The organism is Winogradskyella sp. PC D3.3, assembly GCF_054366245.1.
The window spans coordinates 853,384-873,587 of the sequence record NZ_CM135962.1 but is presented as its reverse complement, the minus strand read 5'-3'; the positions used below and the strand labels follow the sequence as shown (position 1 = coordinate 873,587).

General features: G+C 34.3%; 10 protein-coding genes. All 10 read left to right on the top strand.

The features are described 5' to 3' along the window. Window positions 1–16: 16 nt before the first annotated feature. The 10 genes from ACXGSQ_RS03780 to ACXGSQ_RS03735 all read left to right on the top strand — a co-directional run bounded on the left by ACXGSQ_RS03780 (window position 17) and on the right by ACXGSQ_RS03735 (window position 20,192). Window positions 17–1,288 (top strand): TIM barrel protein, encoded by a 1,272-nt coding sequence (locus ACXGSQ_RS03780; RefSeq protein ID WP_458628308.1) that lies wholly within the window; start codon window positions 17–19, stop codon window positions 1,286–1,288. Between the two features lie 7 nt (window positions 1,289–1,295). Continuing rightward, on the top strand, window positions 1,296–2,675 hold the full coding sequence (locus tag ACXGSQ_RS03775; RefSeq protein ID WP_458628307.1) for an FGGY-family carbohydrate kinase: 1,380 nt from the start codon (window positions 1,296–1,298) through the stop codon (window positions 2,673–2,675). 6 nt (window positions 2,676–2,681) lie between these two features. Further along, complete coding sequence (locus ACXGSQ_RS03770; RefSeq protein WP_458629315.1) at window positions 2,682–3,833, top strand: alpha-hydroxy acid oxidase; 1,152 nt, start codon at window positions 2,682–2,684, stop codon at window positions 3,831–3,833. A gap of 12 nt (window positions 3,834–3,845) precedes the next feature. Continuing rightward, a complete protein-coding gene (locus tag ACXGSQ_RS03765) occupies window positions 3,846–5,966 on the top strand; it encodes a right-handed parallel beta-helix repeat-containing protein (RefSeq protein WP_458628306.1) in 2,121 nt (706 codons plus the stop codon). A 353-nt stretch (window positions 5,967–6,319) separates the two neighbouring features. Continuing rightward, complete coding sequence (locus ACXGSQ_RS03760; protein ID WP_458628305.1) at window positions 6,320–8,608, top strand: T9SS type A sorting domain-containing protein; 2,289 nt, start codon at window positions 6,320–6,322, stop codon at window positions 8,606–8,608. Between the two features lie 24 nt (window positions 8,609–8,632). Continuing rightward, window positions 8,633–10,255 carry a T9SS type A sorting domain-containing protein gene (locus ACXGSQ_RS03755; protein WP_458628304.1) on the top strand — a complete coding sequence of 541 codons (1,623 nt, stop codon included), beginning with the start codon at window positions 8,633–8,635 and terminating at the stop codon, window positions 10,253–10,255. A 327-nt stretch (window positions 10,256–10,582) separates the two neighbouring features. Further along, window positions 10,583–16,759 carry a choice-of-anchor Q domain-containing protein gene (locus ACXGSQ_RS03750; RefSeq protein ID WP_458628303.1) on the top strand — a complete coding sequence of 2,059 codons (6,177 nt, stop codon included), beginning with the start codon at window positions 10,583–10,585 and terminating at the stop codon, window positions 16,757–16,759. 19 nt (window positions 16,760–16,778) lie between these two features. Continuing rightward, the gene (locus ACXGSQ_RS03745; protein ID WP_458628302.1) at window positions 16,779–17,816 is read left to right on the top strand and encodes an alpha/beta hydrolase; all 1,038 of its coding nucleotides are present in this window, start codon (window positions 16,779–16,781) and stop codon (window positions 17,814–17,816) included. 4 nt (window positions 17,817–17,820) lie between these two features. Continuing rightward, window positions 17,821–18,672 (top strand): polysaccharide lyase, encoded by an 852-nt coding sequence (locus ACXGSQ_RS03740; RefSeq protein ID WP_458628301.1) that lies wholly within the window; start codon window positions 17,821–17,823, stop codon window positions 18,670–18,672. A 20-nt stretch (window positions 18,673–18,692) separates the two neighbouring features. Continuing rightward, window positions 18,693–20,192 (top strand): sialate O-acetylesterase, encoded by a 1,500-nt coding sequence (locus ACXGSQ_RS03735; protein WP_458628300.1) that lies wholly within the window; start codon window positions 18,693–18,695, stop codon window positions 20,190–20,192. Window positions 20,193–20,204 lie beyond the last annotated feature (12 nt).

Here is a 20,204-nt window from a genome sequence, read left to right as displayed (position 1 = left end):
CTTAGAAACCATAACTATGCAAATACATCAAGAAGAAATAGTAGCCTTAAATAAAGATTTATTAGTTAATCATAAGGAAAATTTAACGCAATTATCAAAGAAACACGACAATTTAGAACAGATTATTGATACGATTTCAAACTATAACATTGCTATACCAAGTTGGGCATTAGGAGCTGGTGGCACACGATTTGGAAGATTCGGTTTTGGTGGAGAACCCAGTACTTTAGAACAAAAACTTGAAGACATTAGTGTTATTAATGCTTTAACCAAATCTGCAAATGCAGTGTCTTTACATATTCCTTGGGATATTCCTGAAGATACTAATGCTATTAAAGAAAAAGCAAAAAATTTAGGGCTTCAATTTGATGCCATGAATTCCAACACGTTTCAAGATCAAGACAACCAAGAGTATAGTTATAAGTTTGGATCTCTGTGTCATACAGATAAAAAGGTTAGAGATCAAGCCGTTGCTCACAATAAAGCCGTTATTGATTATGGAATTGCCTTAGGGTCAAAATCTTTGACCGTATGGTTGGCAGATGGCTCTAATTTTCCTGGACAGCTCAATTTTAGACGCGCTTTTGAAAACACTTTAGCAAGTTTAAAAGAAATTTATGCTCATTTACCAGCAGATTGGAAATTGTTTATAGAATATAAGCCTTACGAGCCAAATTTCTATTCTATGGTTATTCAAGATTGGGGAACATCTCACATGTTGGCTAAAGATTTAGGAGAAAAAGCTTATACCTTAGTAGACTTAGGGCATCATTTACCAAACACAAATATTGAGCATATTGTAGCCACATTAATGACACGAGGCATGTTGGGTGGTTTTCATTTTAATGATAGTAAATATGGTGATGATGATTTAAGCGTAGGCGTTATGAAACCCTATCAATTATTTTTAATATTTAATGAATTGGTTTTTGGAATGGAAAATAATCCAGCGAATAACCCAATTCCTGCGTGGATGATTGATGCAAGTCATAATTTAAAAGATCCTTTAGAAGATTTAATTCAATCCATTGAAGCCATTGAAACAGCGTATGCCAAAGCATTATTAATTGACCAAAAAGCACTTGAAGAAGCACAACTACAAAATGATGTTGTAACGGCACAACGCATTTTACAAGACGCTTTTAACACGGACGTAAAAACAATATTAGCTGAAGCCCGATTAAGAAATAATGGAGCCATCGATCCTATATCTGCTTACAGGCTTTTAGATGTAAGACATGTATTGATTAAAGAAAGAGGAATGAATTCTACAGCAACAGGTTTGTAAAAACACTATGAGTACTCCAATAAAACAAGAGGTTATAGCAATATTCGATATAGGAAAAACTAATAAAAAGTTTTTTCTCTTCGATACGAACTATAACGAAGTCTATAAAGAGTACACGACCTTAAAAGAAATTGTTGACGAAGACGGGTTTCCAACGGAAGATATTCAAGCACTTCAAAAATGGATGAGTTCAGTATTCAAAAATGTTTTAGATTCAAACACATATACAATTACAGCCGTCAATTTTTCTACATATGGAGCAAGTCTTGTTCATTTAGATAAAAACGGAGATCTACTAACACCACTTTATAATTATTTAAAGCCTATTCCAACGGATATCCTAGAGCAGTTTAATAACACCTATGGAGATATTTCTACAGAAACAGGATCACCACCATCTGGGATGTTAAATTCTGGAATGCAATTGTATTGGTTAAAATACAAGCAATCAGACGTATTCAAAAACATTTCGTATTCCTTGCACCTGCCACAATATCTTAGTTATATGTTTACAGGTGTTCCGCTTAGTGAATTTACCAGTATAGGTTGCCACACATCACTTTGGGATTATGGTGAAAATGATTATCACAGCTGGGTTTATAACGAAGACATTGACCAAATACTTCCTCCGATTGTTTCAACAGAAACATGTATTTCTAAATACTATAATGGTAAACGAATAAAATTTGGAGTAGGTATTCATGATAGTTCTTCAGCACTCATACCCTATTTAAAGAGCTCTAAAAAACCTTTTGTGTTGGTTTCAACAGGCACTTGGAGTGTGTCACTAAATCCGTATTCCGAAGTAGCGTTAACCAACGAAGACCTTCAAAATGACACTATTAATTATATGAGGGTTAATGGCAAGCCTGTAAAATCGGCAAAACTGTTACTGGGAAAAGAATACACATACCAAATCACACAATTAAGTCAATATTTTGATGTGCCTTTAGATCAACATAAATCGGTAGCATTTAATAGTCAAATTTTCAACAGATTATCACTTAATTTTAGTCCATGTTATAGGTGGAAATATTTGCTCAACACTGAAACACCAGAGAAAACTAACCTCAAATTTGACAATTATCAAGACGCTTATCATCAATTAATGATAGAGCTTATCGATATACAAATACAAAGTATAAAAACCACATTAGGCACTAACAGTTCAATAAAACGATTGTATATTGATGGAGGATTTAGCGATAATGATGTATTTATAAAATTATTGACACACCGTTTGAGTAACCTAAAAGTAAGATCAACCAGTTCTTCATTAGGATCGGCATTGGGAGCAGCCCTTGTAATTTTGGTTGGTAAATTGGATTCTAATTTTTTAAAAAAGAATTATGGCTTAAAAAAACATATACCATTTATTCGAAAGTAAGACATGATGAGTTTAAAGATAAACACGAAATATCCGTCCGTAACTGATTTAAGGTTGAGAGCTCAAAAAAAAATACCAAAATTTGCTTTTGAGTATTTAGATGGAGGCTGCAATGAAGATGTCAACTTGCACCGAAATACCTCTGAGATTAGAGACGTACAATTACAACCTAATTACTTAAAAAACCACACAGGTACATCGTTAAATACAACGCTTTTTGGAATAGAATATGATGCGCCTTTCGGAATTGCTCCCGTTGGATTACAAGGTTTAATGTGGCCCAATTCCCCTGAAATATTAGCAAAAGCAGCGTTTAATCACAATATCCCGTTTGTGCTCAGTACGGTGACAACTACAAGTATAGAACGCGCTAGTGAACTTACAGAAGGTAAGGCATGGTTTCAATTATATCATCCTACAGAAGATCGATTGCGAGATGATATTATTAAACGAGCAGAAGCTGCACATTGCCCAGTGCTTGTTATTTTATGTGATGTTCCAACCTTTGGTTTTAGACCTCGTGATATTAGAAATGGCTTAGCTATGCCACCGAAAATGTCTGTTAAAAATATTTTGCAAATTTTAGGGAAACCACATTGGGCACTAGAAACTTTAAAACACGGACAACCCAATTTTGAAACGCTAAAACCTTATATGCCCAAAGGCTTAGATTTAAGGCAACTTGGCAAGTTTATGGACCAAACCTTTAGCGGTCGATTAAACGAAGAAAAAATTAAGCCTATCAGAGACATGTGGAAAGGAAAACTCGTATTAAAAGGTGTCGCCTCAGAACACGACACTGAAGAAGCCATACGTTTAGGCTTAGACGGTATTATAGTTTCCAATCATGGTGGACGCCAATTAGACGCAGGGCAATCCACCATAAAACCGTTAAAAACCATTGCTGAGAAATATGGAGATAAGATTGAAGTTATGATGGACAGTGGACTTCGTTCGGGTCCAGATGTGGCTAGATCTTTAGCATCAGGAGCAAAGTTCACCTTTTTAGGACGTTCATTTATGTATGGTGTTTCGGCATTAGGAAAAAAGGGAGGAGACCATACCATATCCTTGTTAAAAACGGAATTACAACAAGTCATGGAACAAATCAACTGTGAAAAAACAGAAGATTTTCCAAATTTTTTAATTAACCAATAACGTTTAATTACTATGAAAACTTACGGCTACTTCTTTCTTTTTTTCTTATTCGCACAAGCAACCTACGCAACTGATTTCTATTGTGACCCAGTAAACGGGAATTCAAATAACGACGGAAGTAAAGCTAATCCTTGGGGCAGCTTAGAAAGTGTTTTTGAAAAAGGAATAGAATTTAAAGCAGGTGATGCTATATTCTTACTTTCCGGAAATCATGGAGACGTTAAAGTTATAGGCCAAAACGAAAAATACATTACTATTTCTGGACTTACAGGCCAAAATCCTACAATAAACGCTATAACGTTTGGAACTGAAGAATCGCCTGCATCTAAGTGGATATTTAGTAATATTACGTTCAATGGAGCCCTAAATTCAAATACTGTTTTTATACATCAAAATAGTTCTAAGATCAGATTAACGGAAAATAATTTTATTTCAAACGCAAACGATTATACTGCGATTGAGATCCAAGGAAAGCAATGTAAAATAGAAAGTAATGTCATTTCTAAATACAAAAACGGAATTATAGTTTCTGGTGAAAAAACTCAAATTCGGAATAACCGTATTGATTTTTTCAGCCATAATGCCATTACTATTTTAGGAAATTATAATTTATTGGAATACAACATAATTAAAGAAAGTATAGCTACAGATTCAGAAGTAAACTCTGGTATTTATTTTACTAAAAAAGAAACAAAAGGCAACATTTTTAGAGGTAATACAATTATCAATTTCACCAAATCAAATAGAGCGCAAATAGGTGTGTTAAATGGTATTTATGGGTTGAAAACCATCATTTCTGAGAGTATTTTTGAAAATAATATTGTTATTACAAATGGTAAAAAAGGCATATCCCTAAATGGTCAATTGAACAATCTAAAAATTGTTAATAATACAGTTGTGAATCCCTATTTCGGCTTAAATTTCAACAAAAAAGACGAAACTAATACACCACTTGCAATACAAGTGATAGGTGAAAATGATTCATCAAATCTTTTCATAAGAAATAACCTGTCTAATGATGTACTCTTTAAAAACATAAAAGGGATTGCAGATTATAATCTTACCCTTCCTGTTTCCGTGCATGATTATGACAAATGCTTTAATAATTGGGCTTTGTTTGATTTCTCTTTAGGGCCTAATTCAAAAGCTCTGAACAGTGGAACACCGGATATGGCACCAAATTTAGATGCCAGTCAAAACAAACGGTCTTTAGGCAACTTCGTGAATATTGGAGCCTTTGAGTATACTAAAATTGATGAGGCTAATCAGGTTTTTAATATCCCTTCGGAAGCTTCAGATAGACAGATCCACTCTAAAGGTAAAGGAGACTGGGACGGCCAACCACAAATTCGTATTGGAGGTGTTGGCGAAAATATAGATGGTGCTGGAGTATTTCCATTTAAGCTTCCGGTAATTCCTGGAGGTAAAAAAATTCTATCTGCTAATTTTAAAGTGTATTTGTCTAAAGTAGATAATCAACCCGAAGGAGGCATTGATTTATATGCATTGCCTCCAAAATCGAATTTTTGGGTCACTGAAGATCTCTATTATCAAGGAACTTTTGGTCAGGATGTAACAGCAAGACCCATTCAGAATAATTTTGTAGACTCCAATATGTATTCCGGAGAAATAAAGACAAATAACTTTGGACAAAAAGGACTCAAAGATTACTTGAACACCATTTTTGAAACAGAAACAAATTCTGCGGATTATATCTTTTTAAGAATGAACCCAAACTCTAAAGATGTTTCAGATTATAATAGATGGAACTTTGTAAGTGCCAATGGTAAGAAAAAAGAAAACCAACCAACACTTGAAATTACTGTTGGATACCCTGAACTTAATGAAGGTAATGTTAATACTGTAGAATCTATTAAAAACAATGTTGTTATTGCCCCCAACCCTATAACTAATGGAGACTTTAATGTTTACTTTTTAGGTTTTAAACAGGATAAAGTACAACTTAAATTACTGAGTTTTTCAGGAGAACAGGTTTTTGAACAGAATTTCAGCCCTTCTGACATATCAGATCATGTTTTTCGTAGTAAAAATCTAAGACTGCCTATTGGTAAATACCTATTAGAATATACTATTGAAGATGAAACAAAAACACAAATTTTCTTCGTGTGGTAGTTGCATTATTTTTTAAAACGCGTTTTAACAAATTACAGCCAACTACGTCTTTAAATTATTAAATTACTAATTGAGTTAATAAAATTTAAATTTCTTATAATAATCACCTTAATTTTACACATTATTCTCAAAAAGTATAAATAAAGTTTGTACTTTCTGTTTAATTGTTTGTTAGTTTTGTCTGTTTTATTAAGCTAAGTACTGAAAACACTAGGATTAGTCCGCTATTTGTATTTATATTTGAGAATAGCGCTATCTATTTTTAGCCATATCTGTATCAAATACAGAAACAACTAACAAATCCCAATAAAAATCAAATGTTTAAAAAAAGTACTACCCTTTTCGTCTTCTTAATGATTTTCATACAATCGATTGGACAAAACACTTTTAATCTTGATCCAGCTGTCGGCACAAGGTTTACAGTAACAGATAAAGTATGGCCAGAAGAAGTAGGGGAAGGAGATGTCTGCTTGTGGAATGATGATAAATTAGCCGCATTCACAATCACCATTGATGATAATAACGAACAGGATATCCCTTTTTGGACATCGATGATTTCTGAATATGGTTTTCATTTTTCGTGGTTCGTGATTACTGAGGCAGATCCGGCGTATAATGTTCAAGACTGGAGTCTCTATAATAACCTTGCTCTTTTGGGAAGTCAAATCGATGGACACGATGATAGAAATTGGTATAATACCCCAACAGGAGGCGAAACCAACCCATCTGATGCGGATTATCTCGCAAGATTACAAGCTACAATAACAACAATTGATACGGAAGTAACCTCTGGCTCTAACAAATGCTTAACCTATGCCTATCCTTATGGCGAAGGCAACGAGACTATAGCTAGAACACAATTTATAGGTATTAGAGGAACCCAAGGAATTTTAAATCAAGCAAACACTGTTAATTATCTAAATGTCAACAGTATTTCTAATAATCATATTTATGGTAATGATACAGATAGAGACAAGTATATTTTACCGCTTTTAAATAATGTAAATACATTATATGGTACCAATTATTACCGTGGTTGGGGAAGTACACATTTCCATAGTTTAGATGAGGCAGGTGAAATTACCACTAATGAATTTTTACAATACTTAGCAGACAAACCAGAATTATGGGTAGCCGGATTTACAGAGGTTACTCAATATTCTCAATCCTTTGCAACCCATAATTTAATCATAGATAATGTTTCTGAAAGTGACATAAAATTTACACTAACAGACGATATGTTAGATTCAGCCTTTTATTTTCCTTTAACCGTTAAAATAAGAATTGATAATAGTTGGGTAAGTGCTTCTGCTATTCAAAATGGCGAATCTGTAGATTCTGAAATAGTAATCCATAATGGAAAAAAATATGCCCTAATAAAAGCGGTTCCAGATCTAGGTCAGGTTACTATAGCAGGCGTTGCCGATGCTGACCCAGCAATAATTTCACCATCTATTGCAAATCAATCAATGATTGAAGAAACTACGTTACAAATAGATTTTTCAGCATCTACGACTGGAGATGACAACATATCTTTTACAACATCTAACTTACCAAGTTTTGCAGCCTTAACCGATAATGGTAATAATACTGGTAGCATCGTATTTTCTCCTGCCTTGTCAGATAATGGCGAATATCAAAATATTACTCTTATTGCAAATAACGGAAGAAGTATAACATCAGCATCGTTCAACTTAACAGTAAGTCCCGATTCTGGCGGAGAACCAACAACAGAATATATGATTAATCCAACAGGCGATGGTATCATATCTGATGTCGTTAATTTAACTGAAGGCAGTACAAACCCTTGGCTTAATGGAAATGATATCGATGGAACTAAAGTATTAAAAGTTGGAGCAAGTGCATCAACGGGAGGAGGGTTTACAACCAATGCAATCCTTCCTTTTCAATTACCAGTACGTCCACCTGGTAAATTAGTAACAGCCGCAAATTTAAATGTAAACATTGCCTACATAAGACATTGGATTTCGTCTGATATCGATTTATACGGATTACCATATAATACCTCAAACGCTATATATCCAAGCGATTTCTATGATGGTTCCTTTGCTAGTGCTATAGGTACAGCAACAGGAATACAAGATGGATTTGTTATTAGAGATGTAGATGATACAGAACCTATTGGCACTTTGATTTTAACAGACCGACAAATAGATACGGATTCTGAAGGTGATACCAACCTAGCCGCCTATATAAATGCACAATACGATGCTGGTGCTGTTGCAGGAGATTATGTTTTTTTAAGACTAAGTGTAGATGCTACAACAGGTTCTACAAGTGCCCATTATTACGGCATAAGTGATGAATCAACAGCAGAAGCACCAACTTTAACCTTAGAAATTGAGAATATTTTGAGTATTGATGCTTTCGATAATTCGAGTGTAATCCTTTATCCAAACCCAGTAAAAGAAGGCAAATTAACCATCGTATTAAAAGGATTTAAATCAGAAAATACGAAACTAAATATCTATTCTCTAACAGGTAGTTTAGTTCATAGCGAAGTTGTAGAGACCAACTCAAGTTCAAATTTTGAAACGAATTTAAATTTAAATGCGGGGCTATATCTGCTTCAGGTATCCGATGGGATAAGCCTAAAAACACAAAAATTAATCATACAATAAACTAATTCTTTAAAACAATAAACTATGAAAACAACACTACTAAATTCATTATTGGGAATTGCAATAGGTGTAACACCATTTGCATTACAAGCCCAAACAACATCCCATGATGTTACACCAGAGATCGTTACAGGTCAATCCTATCATGTCGATGGTATTATTTCTGATATAACTGCTTTACCCGCAAATAACCCCTATTTAAATGGAAATAATGTAGGCGGAATAAATTCGTTAAAAATAGGAGCAAGTGCTGCAGACGGGAGCCCAATTACAACAAGTGCTATTATACCTTTTAAACTGCCTGCACGCCCAGAAGGAAAATTAGTAGTTAATGCGAATTTAAAAGTACATGTCAATTATGGTCGCGAATGGATATCTTCCAATGTAGATTTATACGGGCTTCCATATAATGCGGCTAGCACTATTGATCCTGCAGACCATTTTGATGATGCATATCCAGATACTACAGCTGATGTTACAGCAATTCAAGATGATTACTTTACAAAAAATGTTGATGCTGGATCTTTAGATACAGCACGTTTTGAAGAGACAAATCCTGGTGGAGATACCGCTTTAGTAGACTATTTAAATGCACAATATGATGCTGGTGCAGTTGCGGGAGATTATGTGTTTTTAAGATTAAATGTAGATAACCCAGCAACTACTGGAGCGCATTATTTTGGAATTGATGATGGTTCGACAGCAAACGCTCCAACATTAACAATAGAAGTAGAAGATGAAGGTTCAGCAGCAGGACCAACAGCTGATTACACAATTACTGCACCAACTGAAGACGGTTATGTATCTGATCCGAGTGTTATAACGACTAATAACCCATATTTATGGGGTGCAGCAAAATTAGGTTCGAGCGCAGTAGATGGTTCAGGGAATTTAACAAGCGTAATTATACCTTTTGAATTACCAGAACGTCCCTCTGGAGAAACTGTAGATTTTGCTAACTTAAATGTTTACGTAAGCTATGGTAGACAATGGATTGATGCAAATGTAGATTTATATGGTTTGTCTTTTCAAGAAGCTTTAGCTGATGGCGGAACAGGAAGAACAATATTTAGTTCTGACCATTTTGCCGGTGCATATCCTGACGCTACTTCTGGTGTTATGGCTATAGAAGATGATTATTTCACTAAAAATGTAGACCCAGGAAGTCTAGATACAGCAAGATGGGAAGAAACATCAAATGAAGCAAACTTGATAGCATACTTAAATGCTCAATATGATGCAGGAGCGGTAGCTGGAGACTGGGTGTTTTTAAGATTAAGTATGGATAATGCAGCAATGACGGGTTCTCAATATTTTAATATTGAAGGTGGTGATTCTGCAACACCTCCAACATTAGAAATTGGTTATTCTGGAGCTGCTTTAAGTGTCATGCAAAATGACAAATCAACTTTAAAATTATATCCAAACCCTGTAACTGATGGGAAATTAACAATAGCGTTAAACGGATTTAGCAATGATTCAAAATTGACTATTTTCTCAATAACAGGTCAATTAGTTCATTCAGAAAAGGTTGAAGTGAATTCAGCAAATTCTTTTAACACAACATTAAATTTAAAATCAGGTGTTTACTTCGTTAAACTTCAGGATGGAACGCGCTCTAAAACACAAAAATTAATCATTCAATAATTAATAATAATTTTTGAAAACGAGGGATCAATATATTCCCTCGTTTTTTATATAATATTTATTATTTAATTAATCTAGTACTCCCATGTTCTAAATAGGAACTTCTCAAAGAACCGTTTAACGACTAAAAAATTAAATACAGCAAACAAAATTGATTTAATTAATCTTATGTAACCTTATAATTAAATGGTGCATTGGTATAATATATAAAAGGGATTAAGAAATATTACTATTGATAATTTATTGTAGCCTCAAGCAAAGTGTTATCAAAATATAAAAAGCATTTTTACAATAATACAATCGATTGTCTAACTAAAATAGTTTATTATGAACATCATAAAATTTCAATATACATTTATAATGATATTAATAGGAATTATATCTATAAAGGCACAAAATTCTCATATTATTCCAGCACATTCAGACGATATTACCATTAAAAACGATAACACTTCTTGGGGGTGGGTTGGTCAAACAACCGCAAGGTTAGGCCATAATAATGCACAAGCCTATATTATTCCATTTCAATTACCTGTTTTACAACCTGGAGAATCTATCACATCTGCAGATTTAGCAGTTGAAGTTATTTCATATAGTAACCAACCAAGTAACGCAAATATCGATTTATACGGTCTACCCTTTAGAACAACATCCGTCGTAGATTTAAATACCGATTATTTTGTTGGAGCATCTGATACTTCTGCAACACTAATTCAAGATAATATATTTGAAGACAACGTCACTGGATTAGTAAATTTACACTCCAATTCTCAACAAAATTTAGTTTCTTATTTAAATGCTCAGTACACTGCTGGTGCTGTAGGCGGGGATTATGTTTTTTTACGCTTTAGTGCTGACGCTAATAGTTCAGAGACATGGAATTTGGCCTCGCAAGACTATGGAACCACTAGCGATAGACCTATTTTAGAGGTTACTATTTCTAATCCTACGAATGCAACACCAACACTGACTTACATTGGCAATCAAAATGTTCAAGAGCAATCTACCTTAAATGTAAATATCACCGCAAGCGATATGGATGGTGATGCCCTATCCATTGCTTCTAACAACTTACCAAACTTTGCATCCTTAACCGACAATGGTGATGGTACAGCCGTTATTTTCTTGTCTCCACAACTTGGAGATGCATCAACGTATTCAGCTACAATTAATGTTAGTGATGGCATTGAAACGGTTACTGAAACTATTTCTATTGTCGTAACAGCATACCAAACACCTGTCGCTGGAGTTTATTATTGTGATCCTATAAACGGAAATATTAATAATGATGGTTCACAAGCGAACCCGTGGAGTACATTGGCTGCTGTCGTCTACACAAATAAACCTTTAAATTCTGGTGATATAATTTACTTAATGTCTGGTGACCACGGAGATCCTTATATCAATAATAGGTCTTTTAACGACTATGTTACGGTAAAAGCTTTAAGCGGAAATGCGCCAATAATTAAATCAATTCAATTAGTTAATTCTTCCTATTGGGCTTTTGACGGCATTAAGATTGATGGAACGAATAATAATAAAACCAAAGAACAAGTTTTATTTTCTTCGGATATAAATTCACATCATACCAAAATCATTAACTCAACAATATCATCTGCTGAGAATATAGAAACTTGGACCAAAACGGATTGGTACAATAAGGTTACTAGTGGTATTCAAATAAGAAGTGACTATGCTTATTTGGAAAATAATATAATAAAAAACACCTACCATGCTTTAGAAGTAAGAGGTGAGTTTACAGAAGTACATAATAATTTAATTGATAATTTTGCTGGAGACGCAATACGTGGTTTAGGAAGCAATTCTACATACGAAAACAATACCATTAGAGATTGCTATATTAACGATTACGCTATTCAGCATGATGATGGTTTTCAAGCTTATAACTTGGAAAGTGATCCAAAAATCTCAAACATTACACTTCGTAACAACGTATTTATGTTATTTGCAGATCCAGTAACTCCTTTTATCCAAACAAACAGTTTAGTTGGAGATTTAATGCAAGGAATAATAATTACCGATGGCTACGCTGATGGTTGGGTTGTAGAGAATAATATTGTGAGTAATAATCAAGATCATGGTATATCGTTATATGGAGCGCGTAATTGTAAAGTACAGAATAATACTGTGGTTCAATCCCCTTTATATTCTGATGCTGATCATGTCCCATGGATCATGTTAACGGATCAAACGAAAACAGGGCAAACCAATTTTAATAATGTAATTAGAAATAATATTTCTGCTAAATATACGACATGGACGTATGATGCCACATCAACCGTAGAACACAATATAACCATAGATGGAAGTAATTATGCTAACTACAGCAACTACTTTGTTGATTATATAACAAATGATTTTCATTTGTCAGCTACGAGTCCTGCTATAGATGCAGGTGTAAACACAGATTTAACCTCTACAGATTTAGAAGGCAACCCTAGATCTATGGGAACCAGTGTAGATGCTGGAGCTTATGAGTATACAGGCACAGTAACTCCGCCTGCAAATAATGCACCTCTTTTAGCCTCAATAGGAAGCAAAACTATGAACGAACTTGAAACCTTAGAAGTTTCAATTTCTGCGACCGATGCCGATAATGAAACTTTAACTTTTTCAGTAACTAACGCACCAAGTTTTACAACATTTGTTGATAACGTAGACGGTACTGCGTTATTAACGTTATCTCCGCAAATAGGAGATGCTAATTCTTATAATATTACTGTTTCTGTAACAGATGGAACGGATTCAACTGAAGAAATAATTTCAGTAACTATAAACCCAGACGGAACGACTCCCTTAAATAATGCTCCTGTAATTACCGAGGTTACCAATCAATCCGTAGAAGAAGAAAGCATTCTTAATGTCAATATTTCTGTAACCGATAGTGATAATGATACATTAACAATAACCGCTACAGCCTTACCAAATTTTGCAACGTTTACAGACCATGGTGATGGTACAGCGCTATTTGAATTTATACCTTTAGAGGGTGATGCCGGGACATATACTATTAATGTTGAGGCAACAGATACTATAGATACTACAACAATGAGCTTTGTTGTAAGTGTTTCTGAATTATCAAATGTAGTCGGAACTGCCTATTATTGTGATCCAGTCAATGGATCCATGAGCAACCCTGGAACGCTAGCCAGTCCTTGGAAAAGCTTACAAGATGTATTTACTTCGCAAAAAACGTTTAATTCCGGTGATGTAATTTATTTACTATCTGGAGCCCACGGAAGCCCTTATATAACAGGTACGCATTCTGATTATGTAACTATAAAACCATTAAGCGGAGAGAATCCTGTTTTAGCCTCGATCCAAGTAGAAAATGGATCTTATTGGACATTTGATGGATTAACCTTTTCAACTAATGGATCTGGCGGTAGTTTCACTAGAGATTACATGTTTTTAACAAAGGACAACGCGACCTATTTAAAAATTGAAAATTGTACGTTTTCATGTGCCGATGATTCTTCAACTTGGTCTAAGAACGATTGGTATGCAAATTCTAAAGATGCCGTTATTATTCGTGGAGATAATATAATCTTTAATAACAACACTATCAAAAATGTATATTTTGCATTACAAATAGAAGGTGATTATGCTGAAGTTCGAAATAACTTAATCGATAATTTTGGTGCAGATGCTATTAGAGCATTAGGTTCGTACGCTATTTACGAAAATAATATTATCAGAGATGCTTATATTGAAGATTACAATATAAATCATGATGATGGTATACAGATGTACGACAAGGATAATGTTACCGCAGGAACTATAGAAGATGTCGTTATTAGAAATAATAAAATATACAACTTTGCAGACCCTATAACTCAAACCATGGTTAATGATAATTTAGTAGGTTACTCCATGCAAGGTATCATTATCACCGATGGTCATACAGAAAATGTATTAGTAGATAATAACTTAGTAGTTTCCGATCACTATCATGGTATTACCCTTACAGGAGCTATTAATTGTAAAATTCAGAATAATACAGTTTCTAAAACCCCTACATCTTACAATCCTGCCACTGATGCTATGCCTTGGATTCAAGTTAAAAATGATAAGCAAGGAAATGGAAGTACAGGGAATATTATAAGAAACAATATAGCTGTAAAATATACACCATGGACGTATGATGAAGCAACTAACACAGTAGAAAACAATATTGTAGTATTGGCCAGTGATGCTCCCAATGCATATGAGGATTTTAATAATTTAGATTTTAATCTTAAAGCCGGAAGTCCTGCCATAGATGCTGGAGTAAATACAGGTATTACAGCTTTTGATATTAATGGGAACCCAAGGTCTGTTGGTGCTACTGTAGATTGTGGTGCTTTTGAACTTCAAGCCAGTGCAGATACAACTTCGCCTATAATTGTTAATGCAAATAATTCATTTTTTAATGATGAATTTGTCATTACTTTTAGTGAAAGTGTGACTAACGCTTCTTCGGAGTTGCCAGAAAATTATACGTTAAGCGGTGGTGCTACAATAAATTCAGCCACTTTATCTGAAGATAATAAAACGGTAACATTAACCTGTTCTGCTCTCAATGGAAACTCTGTCTATACTATTACTGCCAACAATGTAGAAGATTATGCAGGTAATACATCCTCTAATTCTACGGCAACTTTTGTATATGAATGCGACACGGATTGGGCAAGTGCTTATCAAGATGACACATGGGGTTATAATCCTTCGTCGAATGCTTTTGATGGTGATACTCAAACAAAATGGGCTGCTGAGGGTAATCAGTGGATACAAAAAGGCTTTTGCGAAATTGTAACCATTCAATCGGTAGATATTACCTTTGGTTTAGGTGATGCAAGAGCTTATAGTTTTGTAATTGAAGTTTCAACAGATGGACGTAATTTTACTCAAGTGCATTCAGCTACAAGTACTGGAACTACAACAAACGCAGAACATTTTGATTTTGTAGATGTCTCAGCAAAATATCTTAGAATTGCTGGTTCTGGAAGTGATGTTAATGGATGGAATAATTATTCTGAAATTACCATTAATACATCAGGATATACGCCTCCAGAAAATACCGCTCCTGTTTTAGCAACAATTGGAAATCAAACCATTGCTGAAGGTAACACTTTAAATATAGTTATTTCTGCTACAGATGTCGATGGTGATACCTTGAGTTTTACAGCTAACAATTTGCCTCCGTTTGTAACATTTATTGATAACAACAATGATACGGCTACATTAACCATTGCGCCTGCTATTGGTGATGCGTCTACAAATAGTATTTCTATTTCTGTAAATGACGGTACTACAACCGATACTGAAACCTTAAATATCGTAGTAAATTCTGGCTCAACTACGGTTAATAATGCACCTGTTTTGTCTACTTTAGTCAGTCAAACTCTAAATGTTGATGACATTAAAACAATAAATATATCTGCAACAGATGCTGATACTGATGCATTAGCTTTTGTAATTAGCAATGCTCCGAGTTATGCAACTTTTATTGATAATGGAGACGGAACAGCAACAATAACGCTATCCCCTATTTCGGGAGATGAAGGAAATTCAAACATAACTGTTACAGTTAATGATGGAGAATTAAATGATAGCGCAATATTAAATATACAAGTTAACGCTATTCCTCAAGAAAATAACTACATCGTAGAAGCAGGTATCGATGACCAAACAGTTTATGATAATGGTGGTATGCAATGGGTAGGATATCATACGCATAGAATAGGATCAAATAATAAAACATCTGCTATAATCCCTTTTCAGATTCCAGCGTTAGCACAAAACGAAAGGCTTACCTCAGCTACCTTAAATTTTCACCTATTACAAAGTGGTGGAAACCTAGCGCATAAAGTTGATCTTTATGGGTTGCCATATAGAAGCAGTAGTACTATTTTAAGTACCGATTATTATGCAGGAGTTTATGATACAGACCAAACATCTACGGCAATAGAAGATAATATAATAGATTTAAATTCACTACAAGGAAATCTTCAAAGTTCGTCGTCTCAAAACATTGTTAACTACATTAATAATCAATTAGATAACGGAGCTGTTACGGGAGACTTTATATTTTTTAGGTTTAGTTTAGACTATAATGGATCAGGGAATTATAACTATTGGGATATCGCATCTCAAGACCATACAACGCCAAGTTATAGACCTGTTTTAAATTTTGATACAGCCTTAACTCTAGGAAAAGCTTATAACAGTAATACAGATGAAATAATTAAAATAGAACATTCAACTGTTAGTATTTATCCTAACCCTATTAATGATGGTAAAATAACGATTTCTAGTCGTATGTTAAGTCAGAAATCTATTCTTGAAATTTATTCATTAACAGGTCGATTAGTGCATCAACAAAATGTGCAGCCAAAACAATCTAATAAAATGCATGCCGATATACAATTGAATTCTGGAATATATATTTTGAAATTAAGAAATACATCAAAAACATTTACTCAAAAACTAATCGTTAATTGATTAAGAAGTATATTTAAAAATGAAACAACCCCCTAATAGCGCTTTAATTTCATCTCAAGAAGAGAGAAATATTAACCAAAAGACTGAGAACAAATTAGCTATACCTTCTACAATTTCAGAAGAGGCTAAGTCTATGTTAGGTAATTGGACGATTAAAGGTAGAAATGCTGGAGCAAATTTACCAAAACCTGAAGCTCCAATTTCGGTATGGAAAGAAAGACAACAGGAGTTTCAAATTGAAGCAGAAAAACCTTTAGCTAAATTATTAGAAGTATATCATCCTAATGTAGAAACCATCTTTTTGGATGGCATTAGAGCCATTGATATTAAGCCGAAGAATTATCAAGAATCCGACAAAGTCATTATTTATATCCATGGTGGAGGTTTCGTTTTTTATCCCGCGGATGTCACGTTATTATCAAGTGTTCCGTTAGCCGATGTTAGCAATTTAAGAATCATAGCCATAGATTATACCTTAGCACCACAAGCAAAGTGTAATCAAATATTAGATGAAGTCATCACGGCTTATAAAGCATTATTAAAAACTTATAAAGCAGAACATATTGCGATATATGGAGATTCTGCTGGAGGCACAATTACTGTCGCTTCAATTTTAAAAATGCGAGATTTAAAAATCAATTTACCGTGTGCCGTTGTATTATGGTCTGCTTGGTTAGATTTAGATGAAATCGGAGATTCATATCATACATTAAAAGACACAGACCCTACACTAGTTTATAAAGGGTTTTTAGAAAATTGCGCTGAAGCTTATGCCCCAAGAAAGGAATGGAAAAACCCATACGTTTCACCTGTGTATGGAGATTATTCAAAAGACTTTCCTCCTACTCTAATTCAAGTGGGAAGCAAGGAAATATTTTTGAGCAATTCTCTGAGAATGTATCGACAACTAAAAGAAAACAACAAAGACGTGGAGTTAGATGTTTATGAAGGAATGTGGCACGTTTGGCAAGGTCATTATGATATTCCAGAATCAAAAATAGCAGTTAAGAACACCAAAAACTTTATCTATAAACATTTAGGGATTACCAAATCGTAGAATTATGAAAAAAACAATCTTATTTATAGTATTCTTTAATGGCATGATGTTGAATGCTTGCGCTCAGGAAAATGTTGAGGATAATAGCGAAAACCAACAGACACCTATTGCTGAAAATGTAATTTTTGAATTAGATTTTGAAACCGTAGCACAAGGAACCTATACAGCACAAAATTTAATAAGTGAAGGTGGAGAAATCCGCTGGTCTTTACTTGGTGATAACGCCAATATCGTTGTTGATCCTGAGGGAGAAAAAGGGCAAGTTTTAAAAGTAGATTATCCTGAAGGCACTGTTGGCCCCGAAACTAATGGTGTTCAATTTATAAAAACCTTACCTGCCTCAAATGAATATTACTTAGACTATTATGTGTATTTCGAAGAAGGATTCGATTTTAGAGAAGGCGGTAAATTACCAGGTTTAACAAGTGGCGGCTCTACGTATACAGGTGGAAATCATCCCGATAATGGTGAAGGCTGGAGCGCACGATACATGTGGGTAAAAAGAAACGCAGGCGTTGAAGCCATAGTCTATTTTTATTATATGGATATGACATCTGAATATGGAGATTCTGTGGATTCTGGAATATATTTTGAGACCGGAAAATGGTACCGCTTAACCCAGAGAATAAAATTAAATCAAAACAATTTACCAAACGGAATTATGCAGGTTTGGATCGATGGTGTTAAAGTAATTGACCATACCGAAGTCCGCTATCGTTTATGGGATCAAGGTGATATTGATTCTTTTTACTTTTCAACATTTCATGGAGGGGCTACAGAAGATTGGGCACCGCAAAACGATTCCTTTGCGTTGTTTGATAAGATAAAAGTGACAAAATTAAAACCCGAATTTTAAGTAAGACTTCCCCCTATTTTATGAAAATTAAAGCTGTTTCTTTTTTCATTATTCTATCGTTTTATTCCATTTTTTTAGGTGCACAAAACAACTTGAAAGTGGATCCTGTTTTTTCGAGTCACATGGTTTTGCAAAGGCATCATAAAATCCCTATCTGGGGAACAGACAAGCCAGATACCAAAGTAGTTGCAACCTTAAAAGACACCACAATTCGTACTATATCTAATAGTGAAGGTCACTGGAACATTAATTTTAATCCATTAGAAGCAGGCGGTCCATATCGTTTAAATATTGAATCAACAGATGAATCCATTCAACTCACAGACATTTTAATAGGTGACGTTTGGTTGGCTTCAGGACAGTCAAATATGCATCTTGATTTAAAACGTACTTTAAATGGAGATAGTGTTGCTAAAAAAGCTAACAATCCTAACTTAAGAATTTACAACATGAAACCCACTTACCCCACAGGTAAAGATGGGGTTCATACCTTAGAAGAATTAAAAAAAATTCAAAACAATCACTATTTTAATACTAAAGGTTGGGTAAAAGCAACACCTGAAGAGGTTTTGTATTTTTCTGCTGTTGGGTATTATTTTGCAGAAAAACTACAAAATGAATTGAATATTCCCATCGGTATTATTCACAATGCCGTTCCGGGTTCTCCCATTGAATCTTGGTTGTCTAAAAATGATGTTGAACAAGATTCTACTATAGCAAGTTTTGTAAAACAACGCTGGAAAGCTAAAGCGGAAGAAAAGGACGCGATGATTTCAGTGGCAAAACATCAAATATCATTAAGTGAAAATCCCAACCAGAAACACCCTTGGATGCCTAGTTATAATTATGAGAATGGCATATTACCTCTAAAAAATATACCAATCAAAGGAGTTATTTGGTACCAAGGTGAGTCCAACGCAGAAGCCCCTATTTTATACAAAACAATGTTTAAAAAAATGGTGACTTTATGGCGATCAGATTTTAATGAAGATTTCCCTTTTTATTCTACACAATTAACGAGTAGAGAAGATAGACCTGCATGGCCAGAGTTTAGATTTGCGCAAAGCGAATTATTAAATGAAGTCCCAAATACTAAAATGGTTGTTATTAGTGATGTTGGAGATCGCCAAGAGACACATGCAAAAAACAAACAACCTGTTGGAGAGCGATTAGCGTTATTAGCACTTGGAGATACCTATAAAATGGTTAAGGATTATGAAAGTCCTATGTTTGATAAAATTACCTTTTCAAACAACACTTATACGATCCATTTTAAAGGACAATTTAGTGGTTTAAAAACAACATCATCAGAAGCTATTATTGGTTTTGAAATGAGTACGGATAACATCCATTTTGAAAAATTTGAACCGACTATAAAAGCTAAAACAGTAGAGTTTAGATTACCAAACCAACACAAAAAACCATTGTATATAAGATACGCTTGGAAGCCCTATACAGAAGCTAATTTAACCTCAAATAATGGATTGCCTGTATCAACTTTTAGAGCGAAAATCGATTAATTTTTAAAACAA

Excerpts from the sequence above, each read along its gene's own strand:
- ACXGSQ_RS03780 (WP_458628308.1), top strand. The coding sequence starts at position 17 with ATGCAAATACATCAAGAAGAAATAGTAGCCTTAAATAAAGATTTATTA.
- ACXGSQ_RS03775 (WP_458628307.1), top strand. The coding sequence starts at position 1,296 with ATGAGTACTCCAATAAAACAAGAGGTTATAGCAATATTCGATATAGGA.
- ACXGSQ_RS03770 (WP_458629315.1), top strand. The coding sequence starts at position 2,682 with ATGAGTTTAAAGATAAACACGAAATATCCGTCCGTAACTGATTTAAGG.
- ACXGSQ_RS03765 (WP_458628306.1), top strand. The coding sequence starts at position 3,846 with ATGAAAACTTACGGCTACTTCTTTCTTTTTTTCTTATTCGCACAAGCA.
- ACXGSQ_RS03760 (WP_458628305.1), top strand. The coding sequence starts at position 6,320 with ATGATTTTCATACAATCGATTGGACAAAACACTTTTAATCTTGATCCA.
- ACXGSQ_RS03755 (WP_458628304.1), top strand. The coding sequence starts at position 8,633 with ATGAAAACAACACTACTAAATTCATTATTGGGAATTGCAATAGGTGTA.
- ACXGSQ_RS03750 (WP_458628303.1), top strand. The coding sequence starts at position 10,583 with ATGAACATCATAAAATTTCAATATACATTTATAATGATATTAATAGGA.
- ACXGSQ_RS03745 (WP_458628302.1), top strand. The coding sequence starts at position 16,779 with ATGAAACAACCCCCTAATAGCGCTTTAATTTCATCTCAAGAAGAGAGA.
- ACXGSQ_RS03740 (WP_458628301.1), top strand. The coding sequence starts at position 17,821 with ATGAAAAAAACAATCTTATTTATAGTATTCTTTAATGGCATGATGTTG.
- ACXGSQ_RS03735 (WP_458628300.1), top strand. The coding sequence starts at position 18,693 with ATGAAAATTAAAGCTGTTTCTTTTTTCATTATTCTATCGTTTTATTCC.